Annotated in this window: 12 protein-coding genes; 2 read left to right on the forward strand and 10 right to left on the reverse strand. The window is 49.4% G+C overall.

The window, feature by feature from the left end; genetic code table 11:
• Positions 1 to 17: 17 nt before the first annotated feature.
• Positions 18 to 1,433, reverse strand: coding sequence for a serine hydrolase domain-containing protein (locus WKJ03_RS09840; RefSeq protein ID WP_337842022.1), 1,416 nt, complete (start codon positions 1,431 to 1,433; stop codon positions 18 to 20).
• A gap of 145 nt (positions 1,434 to 1,578) precedes the next feature.
• Here WKJ03_RS09840 and WKJ03_RS09845 point away from each other — a divergent pair, with 145 nt between their 5' ends.
• Positions 1,579 to 1,815 carry a hypothetical protein gene (locus tag WKJ03_RS09845; RefSeq protein ID WP_337842023.1) on the forward strand — a complete coding sequence of 79 codons (237 nt, stop codon included), beginning with the start codon at positions 1,579 to 1,581 and terminating at the stop codon, positions 1,813 to 1,815.
• A 167-nt stretch (positions 1,816 to 1,982) separates the two neighbouring features.
• Here the strand turns inward: WKJ03_RS09845 and WKJ03_RS09850 are convergent, their stop codons facing one another.
• The 8 genes from WKJ03_RS09850 to WKJ03_RS09885 all read right to left on the reverse strand — a co-directional run bounded on the left by WKJ03_RS09850 (position 1,983) and on the right by WKJ03_RS09885 (position 11,172).
• Positions 1,983 to 2,504: a transglycosylase domain-containing protein gene (locus WKJ03_RS09850; RefSeq protein WP_337842024.1), complete on the reverse strand. Its 522-nt coding sequence runs from the start codon at positions 2,502 to 2,504 to the stop codon at positions 1,983 to 1,985.
• A 122-nt stretch (positions 2,505 to 2,626) separates the two neighbouring features.
• A complete protein-coding gene (locus WKJ03_RS09855; RefSeq protein WP_337842025.1) occupies positions 2,627 to 3,121 on the reverse strand; it encodes a hypothetical protein in 495 nt (164 codons plus the stop codon).
• Between the two features lie 104 nt (positions 3,122 to 3,225).
• Positions 3,226 to 3,840: a hypothetical protein gene (locus WKJ03_RS09860; protein ID WP_337842026.1), complete on the reverse strand. Its 615-nt coding sequence runs from the start codon at positions 3,838 to 3,840 to the stop codon at positions 3,226 to 3,228.
• 106 nt (positions 3,841 to 3,946) lie between these two features.
• Positions 3,947 to 5,224, reverse strand: a complete 1,278-nt coding sequence (locus WKJ03_RS09865) for an RES family NAD+ phosphorylase (protein ID WP_337842027.1) — start codon at positions 5,222 to 5,224, stop codon at positions 3,947 to 3,949.
• Between the two features lie 445 nt (positions 5,225 to 5,669).
• The gene (locus tag WKJ03_RS09870; protein WP_337842028.1) at positions 5,670 to 7,619 is read right to left on the reverse strand and encodes a DUF5060 domain-containing protein; all 1,950 of its coding nucleotides are present in this window, start codon (positions 7,617 to 7,619) and stop codon (positions 5,670 to 5,672) included.
• Positions 7,620 to 7,634: 15 nt separating this feature from the next.
• Positions 7,635 to 8,816 (reverse strand): hypothetical protein, encoded by a 1,182-nt coding sequence (locus WKJ03_RS09875; protein ID WP_337842029.1) that lies wholly within the window; start codon positions 8,814 to 8,816, stop codon positions 7,635 to 7,637.
• Between the two features lie 160 nt (positions 8,817 to 8,976).
• On the reverse strand, positions 8,977 to 9,978 hold the full coding sequence (locus WKJ03_RS09880) for an alpha/beta hydrolase (protein WP_337842030.1): 1,002 nt from the start codon (positions 9,976 to 9,978) through the stop codon (positions 8,977 to 8,979).
• A 60-nt stretch (positions 9,979 to 10,038) separates the two neighbouring features.
• Positions 10,039 to 11,172, reverse strand: coding sequence for a glycoside hydrolase family 43 protein (locus WKJ03_RS09885; protein ID WP_337842031.1), 1,134 nt, complete (start codon positions 11,170 to 11,172; stop codon positions 10,039 to 10,041).
• Positions 11,173 to 11,468: 296 nt separating this feature from the next.
• Here WKJ03_RS09885 and WKJ03_RS09890 point away from each other — a divergent pair, with 296 nt between their 5' ends.
• Positions 11,469 to 12,143: a GDSL-type esterase/lipase family protein gene (locus WKJ03_RS09890; RefSeq protein ID WP_337842032.1), complete on the forward strand. Its 675-nt coding sequence runs from the start codon at positions 11,469 to 11,471 to the stop codon at positions 12,141 to 12,143.
• A gap of 35 nt (positions 12,144 to 12,178) precedes the next feature.
• On the opposite strand, the gene WKJ03_RS09895 is transcribed toward WKJ03_RS09890, so the two are convergent.
• Positions 12,179 to 13,552 (reverse strand): MATE family efflux transporter, encoded by a 1,374-nt coding sequence (locus WKJ03_RS09895; RefSeq protein ID WP_337842033.1) that lies wholly within the window; start codon positions 13,550 to 13,552, stop codon positions 12,179 to 12,181.
• Positions 13,553 to 13,727: the final 175 nt, after the last annotated feature.

Here is a 13,727-nt window from a genome sequence, read left to right on the forward strand (position 1 = left end):
CATTGGTGCTGGTGTCATTACTGGTAAAGCGCAATAAGCTCGTTAATTTTTCTGCGCATTGGGCCTACAACGCCGGATTGGTTGGCCAGAATTACCACCACAAAACCTTTATCAAGATGAATATCCAACCTGCTATCGACACCCAAATAAGCGCCGCTATGGCCCACGATGCGATTGTCCGGCTTGCCACCCACCGCAAAACCATAGCCATACCAGGGCGCAGAATTAAACTCTGTTTTGGCTGAATAGGCTTGTTCCGTCAGTGCTTTGCCCAGCAGTTTGAATTCGGTCAGCGCCAACGAGAACTGGTATAAATCGTCAATGGTGGAAAAGCCGCCGCCGGCCGGGCTGCCTTTAATTTCTCTGGTGTACACACTGTCGACCCAGTCGTCGCTATGCATCCGTTTTAAATAGCCAGAGGCGATGTTTTCTGTGGTCGAATCCAATTCAAAACTGCCTGAGCCAGGCATCTTGGCTTTGTCGTAGATGTGCTTCTGGATATAGTCGTAATAGCTTTCACCGCTTACTTTTTCAATCACTAAGCCCAGCATCAGCATGCCGGAATTGCTGTAACGGTTTTGGCTGCCCGGTGTAAATAACAGCTCCGATTTGGCAATCAAGGGTTTGTAGCCGGCTAAGTCTCGGTAGATCTCTTTATTGCTTTGAATAAACGCATCATTAAAGAAATTGCCCAAGCCTGAGGTATGCGTCAGCAAATGCCGGATAGTGATAGCCTCGGCATGTTTCATCGGCAGCCAGCTTTTATCAACAAACTGGATCAGTTTGTCATCAAACGTCAGCTTGCCTTGTTCAATCAGCTGCAAGGCGGCAATAGCGGTAAACATTTTGTTCATCGAGGCTAACGAAAATCGGGTATCCACAGTGTTTTTCACTTTCCAGCGCCTGTCAGCAAAACCCACTGCGCCTTTAAAGATCACCTCTTTGTCTTTGGCTACCAATACAGCACCAGAAAATGCGTCGTGACTGGCTACCTTGTTAATAAAACCGGAAAGCTGCTGAGCAAACTCTGTGGCGGATACCGGCGTTTTGGCTTGGTCAACCGACCCGGCAGAGAGGAACTCAAAGTAGTTTATTTTGTGCGGTTCCTGCGGCTCTTTGTTAATGGTCAGGTTGTATGTAAATTGATTGTTCCCGGAAATCACTTCAAACACATCATTGCCATCAGCGTCTGGTAGGGTTTTGACAAAGGTCAGTTTGCCATAGGTGGCCTGGTCGCCCAGAAACATATCCACCTGAGCATCAAGACCATAAGTGTCGAGCTGGCTCTTCGCCATATTATCGCTAAGGTACTGAATAATCTGGGCCCGCTTGCCCTGGTTAAACATCTGGATAAAGGCAGGCTCAGCTTGACTGCCGGCATACAAAGGTAAAGACCAGATAAAAACCGACAACCACACTAAATATGCTTTCATTAACGCCCCTTGTCTTTTTTAATAATGATGCAAAAACCCGGCCCCCCGCAGTCAACGCAGCGGTTCAGCCTTAGTTTCCAATAAAGGTTGGCACAACAATGAAGGAGTTTGAGTAGCGGCTTTACAACACAGCGTCCGCAGGTCGATGCAATTCCCTTTGCTTGTGAAACCTGATGTTAAATATTCTGCAACAGAGCAAAAACAAATCTATCAGCAAAATTTTGCTTTGAAAACAGTTTGTTGTCAGAAAACCGAGTGCCTGATAATCCTGCTGTTTTTGCTGCTGGGTTTGGTCGGCTACTCTTACAGCGGCCCTGGTATTCTAAAGGATGTATCTGTCGGCACCATTGCACTGGTGCTTGGTATGTTCGGTTTTCTATAAGCCGCTATAGAGATTTTTGAGCATCATCGGCTGGATAAAAACAGTTTGTAGCTGAAGGGGTTTTGTTCTGTTGCAGCGACAATCCGTATAGAGTCTGGACTGGCGTTGCGACTTATATTTTGAATGGTTTTAAGGGCGGCTTTGAGCGAATAGCTGACATTAACGCTTCAAGCAACGGTGCGAAGCATCCGATGCCTTGACTTGTTAGTTGCACGCTGATGTCTAGCTTTAATATAGAGAGCCCTATGATGAATCTTACCTTCCCATCTGACGACATTGGTTGAAGGTTTTGGATACTTTAATCTGGCGACAATTAAAATTATTTGTTTTTCAGATGCTTGCTGAATACTGTTACCCAATATACTTTCAACTCCCTTTGTTCCAGCGCAATTATGACCATAATAAGCAATTGCCAAATATGCCTTAGCAATGTCCTCTTTACTTCTTTTCTTTGTGAGTAGTATTGCCAGCATCTGCTCTTTGAGTTTTCTTAGAATTGAATGCGAGTAATCACCTGTCACAACACGGACGAACTGTTGCTCAATGGTGCTTGCACCTTGAGTTTCCCCGTTTAAAATTCTACAAAACAAAGCCCGAAATATTCCAATATGATCAACTCCATAATGAAACGGGGATCGGTGGTCTTCTGCTGCAATTAAATAGGACGTGAATGAATCTGGTATTTCCATGCTCCTAGCATCAATAACCTGAATACACCTATGCAATTTCTCTTTAAAGTTAAAAGCATTAAAAATAAGAAAAAAACAACCTATTAAGTGGGCTGGTACAGTAAGAAAATAGTATATGTATCTCAAAATGGTTCTCTTTGGCATTTTACGGTGCCATCTTGGTTAGCTACCATGGAATTAAAAGCACCTATCATTTCTGACTCAGACTTTACCAACAAGTCATAGAAGTTTGTTGATTGTCTCCCGTGACCATTTTCCACTGAGTGAAGGTAGACTCTATCTTTGCCTAGATAATTTTTCTGGATATAGCCTTCTATCTCAGCTCTAGTTCTGTCATTTCCATTGTACTCACGCTCCCCAGTAGAAGAAATCTCGTATATTTTTTCAGCACTACCTTTTATGATATTTCCTTCTTTCCAGATAATAATCACATACCTGAGGATCATATCTTTGTAAGGGTTATAGGCTGTATTTACCGTAACCATTTCCAAGTACCACCTTCCCGTAACTTCAGGTATAGGAAACAGCTTCTCTCTAGCGAAAAAGAATAGAAATGTTAAGCCGACACCTCCAACTAAGGTTGCGATGATGTCAGCCCAAAAGCTTCCAAAGTCCATAATCTCTCCTTAATTGATTTCAGCAACTAACGCCCGCCACAAACGCGAGCAACTTGTTGCGAGTCGAGCCGCGGAGCGGCGTTTTGATGGCGCTTGTTAGGTATTCATTTAGTCCATGCTTTTTTTACTAATGGTCCAGATATACCTAGCTGCATTGCTGTTAGAGCGCTAACGTCATATATACCATGTGCAATTACTGGAAGTCCTGAAATTAATACAATAAATACGGACAAGCCCCAATCACTACCTGTACGCTCATTTAGTAGCTTTCTTTTACTCTGTGCGGTAGCTCGATGCGCCCTAGCTATAAAAGCTGACTCTGTAATTAAAGCTCCTATACACCCCCAGAGATAGACATTTCCCACTCCGGTTACGATTAAAACACCAGCAGTTGCACCTACACTTGAGTGAAATTTGGCCTTGGATTTTTTGGGGTAAAGAAAAGACTCAAGTCCTTTGAGACTTGTTATATTCAATGTTGCGTCAATAGTTAAGGAAACAAAAAAACTATAATGAAACATTATCGACATATTCGACAATGAACTATCAACAAAATAAAAATAAAAATAAGATATGGCTGCTGATGCGATAGATATTATTAAGCTTTTCTCTAAACTAAACTTTCTATTGTGCTTTCTTGTGAAGTAAAAAACTAAAACCTGAGCAATCGCAGCTCCACTCAATGCCCAAGCTATAATCATGGTTTCAAAATCTGTCATTTGATCATCCTTGTATGCCTAACGCCCGCAGCACGCGCAGCTTTGCAGTGAAGGCGAAGCCGCAACGGAAAAGATGTCGCCGTGCCTGCGATTGTTAGGTGCTAGCTCAATCACTATCAATCAGCTCCGACAACACTTTTACCGCTTTTACCGCATGTAAGTTAATAGATTCGTTTTCACAAAGTAATACTGGCTCGATTGAGTAACCTTTATATTTAAAATCAGAAAAATACTTATCATCTGAAAAAAACTGCTCCACTGAGCAACCGTGAGGATAATAGATCTCCCCTTCGCCATTTTGTGTTACCGAGTACTCAGGAAACAAAACTACATTTTTCCCCCTACCACCCCTTTGAACCGAAGAAAATGCGATGCCATGTACTTGATTCAGAAAGTTAACTCTTAAAACCTCGAAAAATAACTGAGTTAATCTATAAGTTTTGGCGTCTCCTGCGGTAGAAGGTTTTACCAGCTCCGAATATAGCTGACTAAAAAAGTAAACGGAGTCGATTTTATTGCCTAGACCTTCTTGGAAAGGATCTTGGTGCCAGCCAATATCGGAAGGCCTGATCTTTTGAAGTACGTCTAAATCGATTAACTTAAAACCGTTTATTGCTTTGAAAGCGCATGTAGCGATTTTTACTCCAGCTATTGGCCTCAACTCTGCTTGACATGTCTCTCTGTCCAGTGCGCCATAGAATGCAGAAACCCCGCTCGGTGTCATTCTCTGCTCAGAAGCTATCTCAACTGGTGGTGGTCCTAGCTGACGAAAAGGAGCGAGTTTAATATCTTCCTTTTCTTTATTGCTATTAAATATCCTACCACGGTACAGGATAGATCCTTTATTTATCCTTTTAAGGTATTTATTTACAAGTTTACCGTTTTCAACTGCAGGAGATAGTATTAACTCAATTAAGGATGTAATTTCTCTATTTGAATATCTATATTCATGATTTAGCTTGTTAACACAAATAGACCATTTCAATGAGTGTGATGAGCAAGTATCTTCAGGGTAGCGGAAAGAATCAACCAAGGAAATCAGAGGCTCTTTGCTGAAGAAATCATTTATATAATCGAGTAATTCATCAAAAAACATGCTGTTGAAAAACTCTTCATACCACTGAAAGAATTCGTAACCATCTGAATAAACAGTAATGTCCTCGTGAGCGTGATAATAATGTCCTTGCAGCTTGGTATAGTAGGAAAGAGGAGTTAGCAACTCTTCAAGCTTGGACTTTATGTATTCAAAAATGGTATCTCGTTGTAGCGTGAAATTTTCATTATCACCACAATAGCTACAAACAGAATTTTTACCATTATCGCGAATATACTTTTCAAGTGAGTAGATTGAAGCGCAACGTGAACAGACTAATTTTTCGCTCAAAATACACTCCAATAGTTCAAGATGTGCCTCTCACCTAACAATTTAATAGAAGGCAAAAAGCTCGCAAGTCGAACATTTTTCTGCCTTCTTTCATGATTTTTACTCATACCAAACTAACGTTCACGTACCTCTATTTCAACAACTTTTTCTAAAATCCATAAATTTATGCCCGACAAAATCTATACAGACAGTACGCTAGTTGTTCTTGAATTTACTCAAGCTATACACTTGGGAATTCATCCAGCGGTTTGTGCCAGTAAAAGCAATGATGAGCAGGGATTTACCACAATGCCGAATGTCAGGTATTGGCACAAAGTGACGATGCCGATGAGTCTGGGAAACGGACGGGTAACTGCGTTGCCGTTGACCGCTCCGTTGGATTCGGAAAAACATACTTCGCTTATTTTTCAATATCGCCTGAACATCAAATCAATCGAAACAGCCCTTATTGCTCCAACAAAATTTTTGCTGCCCAGTCGCGGCTGGCGATTTGTTTATCTTGCGGAAAAGCCGGTAGCACTAAAGTACCTTCATTATTCGCTGTTATAGAAAGCGGTTTTTGCCATTGACCATTGATTGGATCGAACCATTTCAAGCTATAAGTTTTACCTGGCAAGAAGCCTTTTAGCTTTGGCAACACAGCTTTGTTTTCAAAATACAGCAACGCCAGGTCTTTTTCTGCAGTGCGCATCATATACGACCAACCATCCAGCCCATCGTCCGGGCTGCCCGGGGCTTTGCGCACCGAAAGATCCTCTGAGGCTAAATCTAAATCCTGATAGCGGCGGCCTTCTGACAACATAAAAGCCTGCAGATGCTGCATATAGCTGGCGGATCCATACTTTAACGCATCCCAAAACTGCGGCCTGGCACCTGCCGGTTCTCCGGTTGAGGTGAGATCATAAGCCGCTGTGCCATGCACATGGCCGGATAAGCCACCCGACAGCACAGAGCCATACATTTGGGCGCGGGCAAAATAATTATCCCGTGCTGAATTGGCGGGCGGCTCTTCACCTGCGGGTTTGTTTATTTCGTGCAGCCAGCCGGTGTAATAAGGTTCGAAGTTAATAGTGGGATAAGCCGGAGTCAGCTTAAATTGGGTTTCCAGCGCGGCCCCCACTCTATGATCCCTTGGTTTATTGCCCACACTGTGCATGGTCAGCCAGGGCACTTGCCCGGCATGGCCAAAGGCGTCATAGGTAGAGCGGTCAATCAGCACTGTCACAGGCTGGTTAAAAGGTGGTGGGCCGTATTTTTTTAAGTGATACGTCAGCGCTTCATTAAATTGGGCCGCTGTCAGGCTGAAGTCTTTGGGGATCCAATCCAAATGAATACCGCTAAACACCAGGTTGTTGGCACCATAACGCGCAATTAAATACTGAGTGTAACGGGCGAAACTTTCATTAAAATCAAAATAGGCATGCCAGGAGGGGCCTACGTCGCGACGCACAGTTTCCAGCAGCGGCACAAAACCTTGTTGCGACAAATACTGCATTTTCCGGTCCAGGCTTTGGAAATAGGCCGGGTTGATGCGGTTAAAGTCCGACACGCCTTTATGCTGTGCCGACATCGCAAAGGGTAAATGGCCGTATTCATCGCGCATACTTTTGGCGGTAAAAGAGCCCCAATAACTAACGCCACCTGAGGCATCTGTGCCTTGTTCGCTTACAACGTCGTAACCGAATTTTTCCCAGGCATTGCGCAGGTAAACGCCATTGTGATCGGCATGGGTGCTGGGGTTTAGATCGGCATCCCAATTGGGAAAGGCGGCAATCATACTGACCGAGTTAAAGCCCTGTTGCTTGCGATAAGCCACGGCATCCTCAAAACCAATACCTGGGCCTGGTTGGTAATCTGCTGAAGTGGCGGCGCCACGAAACGGCAAGCGCCAGGTGCTGCCCGCCAGCCAGGTATCACCGACCATAAAAAAGGGGGTGCCATCGGCATATTCAAGGGCGTGGCCGTTGTTTGCTACCCGCACGAAACCTTGCCGGTTCGGGTTCTGCTGTTTTTCAGCCGCTGTCCATGCCACGGCAGTAAACGCGCCTGAGTGGCCATTTAAACCCGCATCATCCGGCTGGTTAGACGCACTTTGCCAGGTCCATTGGCCTGGCGCTGTGGCCACTACACGCACCACAAACCTGTTATCGCCATCCCAAAAGCCATACACGCGTTTATCAAACCCCGGCCCTTTTAGCTGCACCCAGAGATCAACCTCGGTGTAATAATTGGCGTAAGGTTTGGCTGCCAGCAGCACAATTTCCTGCATCTGCCAGGTATGGATTTGCTCGGATGCCGCTGTGTTTGTTGATGGCGCTGAACAGCCTGCAAGGGCCAGTGCAGCAATGAGCGTCAGTACTTTGTATCTGGAGAGCAGTTGAAGGAATCGATTCATGGGAGCCTCAGCTGGTTATTGCACGCTGCTACTGAAATGCAACTTAGGCGCCTGGCTGCCATCGCCATGCTCAGAGTCATAAAAGGACACTTTAATCGCACCTAAAGGCTGTAGTAACAGGCCACGCGTGGTGCCATCAAGCAAGCGTTGCAGCACTGGGCGCGGAATAGTCACTAGCGTTTTGCCTTGTGCGGGCGCCACTTCGGTATCAAAAATCATCTGGCCGTTAATAGCAGCTTGCAGCGCTTTGCCTTGAGTAAAACTCTGGAAGGTCACGTTATGTTGTTGCCAGTTTTTTTCACCCGCCAAAATCTCGAACACCCGCACTTTATCGAATTCAATACCAAAGTCCTCACCCAAAGCAGCAACGTAGTTACCGCCTTTTTGCAGTGACTGGGTGGTGAGCTCCAATACGCCGGCTGTATCAGCTTTTTGGCCGCGAAAACTTTGTAAGTCCCAGCGCAGCAAGGGGTATTGCCCGGCACTGACGGTGAAAACCCGGGCATTGTCGGAAGTCCAGTTGTTGAAGTTCACTAAAGGAAAAGCCGAATTAATGCTGGCATCCTGATTGACCTTCAGATGCTGTTTAAAGTTTTCCAGTGCAGGGATAGGCGGATGATAGACCAGAGGTTCGCCTAAATCGGCTTTGGCATTCTTCACCGGCACCACTTCAGCGCGGTAATAATCCACATCGAGATGGTATTGGCCTGGCCCCCAGTCAGTAACGCCAAGTTGCACATTCACCTGGTCACCCGGCACAGCGTCTAAATTGCGGGTGGTCATGCTGATCACTTGCCAGTCTGTGGTCTGGTCCAGATCATATTCGCGTAAATGTTGGTGATAATCCGTGGTGCGCTGGGTGTTGATCATAAAGTTGACCCGCCGTGGCGCATGGCTGGCCCGCACCCGCGCTTCCACACGCAGTTCGTAGTCCGGGCTTTTGAGTTTTTCCATATCCAAAGAGGGTGCAACATCTCGTTTGATAATGGTCCAATAGATATTGTGCTGGTCCTTAGTGGCATCGACCTGCATGCGGGCAAAGCCATCCATGGGGATAAAAGTTAACTGCGCCTCACCGTCTCCGGTCAGGCTTTGCCAGCCTGCAACTGAGTGATTAAAGTCGTCGACAAAGTCGGCATAAGCAAGCGGTGTGAAGATAAAGAGCCCGCCTAACAGAGTGGTTTTTATAGTTTTCATTATGCTTCTCTCTTGTTTGGTTGATGTAGAGCTGGCCCATAGGACCTGGATAAAGTGAGGAGCCCGGCAGAACATCTGAAAAACGGCGCCGACAAGGGGCGCCGCTACAGTAACAACCTAATAAATAACACAGCAGGAGGCGCTCATCGCCAGCTGGCTTTTAGGCTTTAGGTTGCATCATGCCGTGCATTTGCAGCCAGCTGGCGAATGCATTAAACCAGCCGGTACTGGTGGTTTCTTTGGGGTACATGCCAAAGCCGTGGCCGCCCTGCTCGTAGAAATGGAATTCCACCGGTTTTTTCGCAGCTTGCCAGCTTTCAATTAAGCCGAATTTGCTGTGGGCAAAAAACGGATCGTCGGCCGCCAGTGCCACAAAAAGCGGTGGCGCGTCTTGTGGCACTGGCACTGCGTCCAAAGGGCCGTAAATATTACCGATAAAGGCCGGCCTGGCGTCTTCCCCCACCAAGGCCGTCGCCATGGTCAGCATAGCGCCGGCCGAAAAACCCAGCATGCCAATGCGGTCTTTGTCGAGTTTCCACTCCGAAGCCCTGGCGCGCACCAAGGCAAAAGCTGCGCGGGCATCGGCAATTTGTGGCGCCAGCTGTGCTTTCATGGTGGAGGGATCAGGCCGAGGTGGGCGGCGGGCGGTGCCAGAAAACATTTGCGCCATTTCTTGCTGAAAGGCGGCCATATCGGCTGGTGTCTGGTTCAGCCGGTATTTCAGCACAAAAGCCGTGACCCCTTTGGCGGCCAGGGCTTGTGCTACTTGCCAGCCCTCATTTTCCATCGACAGGGTACGAAAGCCACCACCTGGTGCGACTATCACCGCCGCCCCACTGGCTTTGCCGGGTTCAGGAAAAAATGGCGTTAAGGTGGCTTGCGTGACATTACGGGTAAACTGGCTGCCGTACTGCGAATGCCAGGCTTCTGCGGCTTTGGCATTGGGCAGCGGGCCTGTGTCAAGCTCAATGGCCGTGGGCTGAGCCGGTGTGACTATCGGCGTCATGGCGTCATTCGCCTGAGCAGCTGCCTGGCTACTTGCCAACAAAGCCCAACAGGTAAGGCCAATACTGGCCAGTCGCGTCAACACCGCTTTGCGCTGCCGCAGTGCTGCATGGGGTTGCCGCCAGATGGCCTGCAGGCCAGTGCTGTGTGGGGTCATCCTATCTTTCTCCTTCTGGTCCATCGTAGAAGACCGCCGTTTCAGGCGGCCATGCCTGGGTTATTTGCTGGTGCGGACAATGGGCTTGATACTGCCGTCCGCGTTGAACACCACCCGGTCCAGCGCCACAGAACGGCGGTAATTGCCACCGCCCGGCAGGTCGGCGTTGTGGTAGGCCAGATAGGTGTGGCCTTTAAACTCAAACAGCGCCGGGTGGATAGTGGTGGTATTGGGTAAGGGGTCCATCAGAATACCGCGGTACTGCCAGGGCCCTGTGGCCGAGCTGCTGGTGGCGTAGGCCAGGCTTTCCGGAAAACCGGCGGCATACACCAGGTAATACAGGCCGTTATGCTTAGACACATAAGGCCCCTCTTCAAAATTAGGTAAGGTCTCCACCGCATGAATTTGCACCTGGCTGGCGTCGCGGTTTTGCATCTTGCCCTCTGCATCCAGACTGTACTGCTCGCCTTTGAGGTGAACCAAATCGTCTTCCAGCTCCACCCACCATAACTGTTTGTTGCCCCAGTACAGGTAAGCGCGGCCATCATCGTCGACAAAGACGGCCGGGTCTATATTGCGCCAGCTGTGGTCTTTGTAAGCGGCGGTGTCTTCCAGCAGGATCATCGGCATGCCACGTGGGTCGGTAAAAGGCCCGGCCGGGTTATCCGACACCGCCACCCCAATAGCAAAACCAAACTGGCCGCCGGTCTGGCCGCCTTCCACCGCGGCATAAAAGTAGTAACGAGCCTTGCCGGATGCGTCTTTACGCTGGATCACATGATGGGCATAAGCATTGCCGGTTTTTTCATCGCCGCGCGCCCAGTCAAAGTCGGAGTAACGAAACACAGCGCCTTTGTTTTGCCAGCTGACTAAATCTTTACTGGTCCAAAGCCGGTAGTCGTACATACGATAATCCTGGCCTTCGGCACTTTGCTCATCGTGCGTGCTGTACAGGTAGACGGTATCGTCCAGCACCATCACGGCCGGATCAGCAGTGTAAATAAGCTCCCCCACCTGGTGGGTCGGGTCAGCTGTGTCGTATTTAATAATGGGGTTGGCAAAGCTGTCGGGCACGGCCATGGCCGCCCTGTGTGTGTCCGTCTGTGGGGCTTTTTCCGCCGGGCAGGCCCAAAGCCCACCCAGCACTGCGGCCAGCAGCAGAGGCCTGAAGTGGTTAGCTGACATGCCACGCATGCGTTTCGTCCTGAGACTTGAGAAGTCAGTCATTGCTCATGGCCATAGTTTTTAAAGAAAAACGCGCCATAAGCCCATTACGAAAGCTGGGGACAGCTTTACCTTATTTTGCCTCTGGCCTCACTGCAAAGCCGCCCGCCAAAAGCAAGGTTGAGTTTGACTGAAGCCCTGGGCCAGGCCGCATATGCCAGGGGCCTTTCCACTTCAATTTGTCCAGGTCAAACCGCTTGACCCAGCGCCACAAAACTGAAAAATTAGCGGCCAGCTTAACGCCCCTGCCGCCAGCGGAGCCTGCCTTGACTGACACAGCCGATACGCCAAGCCCTTATGCCATCGCCCGATATGCCGGTATGGCGCATTACCAGAATGCCAACATGGCCTTGGGGCCGCCGCAGCCGGATGAGCGGCGGGTGGTGTTTTTTGGCGATTCCATTACCGAGTTTTGGCCGCTGCTGCAGCCGGAGTTTTTTACGCAACATGGGTTTATAGGCCGGGGCATTCGCAGCCAGGTCAGCCATCAGTTGCTGCTGCGCTTTCGTCAGGACGTGCTGGCACTGCAGCCCAAAGTGGTGGTGATTTTGGCGGGCGTAAATGATATTGCGCAAAACAGCGGCCCTGTGCCGCTGGAACAGACAGCCGGAAACTTGTTTTCAATGGCAGAGCTGGCGCTTAGCCATGGTATTCAGCCTGTTTTGTGTTCGGTATTGCCTGCGATTGATTTCCCCTGGCGGCGTGGTTTACAACCTGCAGAGTCTATTCAGGCGCTGAACCAGCTGATTTGCCACTATGCCAGCCAGCATCAGCTGATTTATCTGGACTATTACAGCCAGATGGCCGACCAGGACGGCGGCCTGAAAGTGCCGGATTACACCAGTGCCAACGACTTAGTGCACCCGAATAAAGCGGGTTATCAACTGATGCAGCAGTTGGTTTTATCCGCCATCCAACAGGCGCTGGCCGGGGCTGACTGAAGCTTAAACGGTCTAGTTTGCCCGCAAGCGCCGCTCTACAACTGCGGCGATGTCTGCACCGGGGCGGCAAACAACCCGACACCACGTTTTTTCATTTGCCGGTCCAACCAATAGAGCGCCAGCACAGCTTGCAGCAGCACTGTCACCACCGAGGTCCACCAGATTTGTTCGGCATCAAATCCAGCTTGTTGCTGCAATAACAGCACAGCCCCCATAAACAGCAGCAAGCGGCTTAACGACGCCAGCAGTGAAGGTAAGGTGTTGCCGAGCGCCTGGAACATGCCGGAGCAACACAGCACTAACGAGGACGTCAGGAAGTTCCAGGAGCTGATTTTGATAAATAGTGCCCCGGCTGCAATCACTGCGACGTCTGAGCTGAAAAATGCCACCAGATGTTCAGCCTGCCACTGCATCAGCAGCAAAGCGCAGCCCATCAGACCAAAGGAGATTTGCGCCGCTGCGACAAAGGTCTGACGAACCCGGTCGAGCCGTTTGGCACCAAAATTTTGCCCGGCCACTGCAGGTATCGCAAAGGACAGCGCCACAGCGGGTAACGACAGTGCCTGCACTACCCGCAAACCTATGCCAAAAGCCGCCTGTATTTCAGTGCCCATATCGGCAATCACCCAATACACAAAAGCGCTGTACAAAAAGATAATGCCGTATTCACCACCGGCCGGAAACCCCACCTTCAGCAGTGGCTGACTTAACCGCGCCGATAAACGCGTTGGTTTGGCACCACGCACAATAGGGCTTTGTTCACGCCGGACAAAACGGTACAGCAACCAAAACCCAAGCATACCGGACAAGGTACTGGCGAGGCCTGCACCCGCCACACCCAGCGGCAGCCCTGTGCCCCAACCGGCAATCAGCACCGGTGCCAGCACAATATTGCAGCCCACCGATGCCAGTTGCACCAGCATCGCCGGTTTCACAATACCTAAGGAGCGCAGGCCAGAGCCTAATACAGTCGACACATAGGCAAGAGATAGTCCCGGCAGATAGGCTTGCAAAAAGGCGTAGCCCTGGCGCTGCACCTCCGGGTCATCCGACAGCAGCTGCATATAATGGCCAATGCCAACAAACCCCAGCAGCGCCGTCAACACCGTCATGCCTAAGGCCAGGGTTAAGCCTTGCTGATACAGCTGGCGGGCTTTACGCCGCCGTTTGGCGCCAATTGCCACCGCCATCAGGCTGACTGTACCGACTCCCAGCACCTGGCTGAACGCCATCACCAAAAACATCAGCGCCGCCCCAGCCCCCACAGCCGCCACCGCGCTGGCCCCCAGCTCCGACACAAAATACAAATCGACAAACAAATACAGGCTATGTACGACCATGCCGATCATCATCGGCAAGCCCATACTGACCAGGTGTTTATGAATAGGCCCTTGGGTTAAATCTGTCATGCTTGGTATCTCAGTATTTGGTAATCCGGGCGGGGTAAACCCGCGCCCCTGCACCAAATTGTTGGTTGGCGGTAACCCACGCATTTTTATCATCGTAGGGGTGTAGCTTGCTGCGCCCCAAAACACCATCAACCGCCTTATGCCGCGCGGGGTAAACCCGCGCCCCTGCACCAAA

Origin of the sequence: Rheinheimera sp. (genome assembly GCF_037442525.1) — a bacterium.
Lineage (GTDB): Bacteria > Pseudomonadota > Gammaproteobacteria > Enterobacterales > Alteromonadaceae > Pararheinheimera.

What these genes read in the sequence shown, in the direction of transcription:
- WKJ03_RS09840 (WP_337842022.1), bottom strand. Translation starts at nt 1,433, where the DNA reads ATGAAAGCATATTTAGTGTGGTTGTCGGTTTTTATCTGGTCTTTACCT.
- WKJ03_RS09845 (WP_337842023.1), top strand. Translation starts at nt 1,579, where the DNA reads ATGCAATTCCCTTTGCTTGTGAAACCTGATGTTAAATATTCTGCAACA.
- WKJ03_RS09850 (WP_337842024.1), bottom strand. Translation starts at nt 2,504, where the DNA reads ATGGAAATACCAGATTCATTCACGTCCTATTTAATTGCAGCAGAAGAC.
- WKJ03_RS09855 (WP_337842025.1), bottom strand. Translation starts at nt 3,121, where the DNA reads ATGGACTTTGGAAGCTTTTGGGCTGACATCATCGCAACCTTAGTTGGA.
- WKJ03_RS09860 (WP_337842026.1), bottom strand. Translation starts at nt 3,840, where the DNA reads ATGACAGATTTTGAAACCATGATTATAGCTTGGGCATTGAGTGGAGCT.
- WKJ03_RS09870 (WP_337842028.1), bottom strand. Translation starts at nt 7,619, where the DNA reads ATGAATCGATTCCTTCAACTGCTCTCCAGATACAAAGTACTGACGCTC.
- WKJ03_RS09875 (WP_337842029.1), bottom strand. Translation starts at nt 8,816, where the DNA reads ATGAAAACTATAAAAACCACTCTGTTAGGCGGGCTCTTTATCTTCACA.
- WKJ03_RS09880 (WP_337842030.1), bottom strand. Translation starts at nt 9,978, where the DNA reads ATGACCCCACACAGCACTGGCCTGCAGGCCATCTGGCGGCAACCCCAT.
- WKJ03_RS09885 (WP_337842031.1), bottom strand. Translation starts at nt 11,172, where the DNA reads ATGCGTGGCATGTCAGCTAACCACTTCAGGCCTCTGCTGCTGGCCGCA.
- WKJ03_RS09895 (WP_337842033.1), bottom strand. Translation starts at nt 13,552, where the DNA reads ATGACAGATTTAACCCAAGGGCCTATTCATAAACACCTGGTCAGTATG.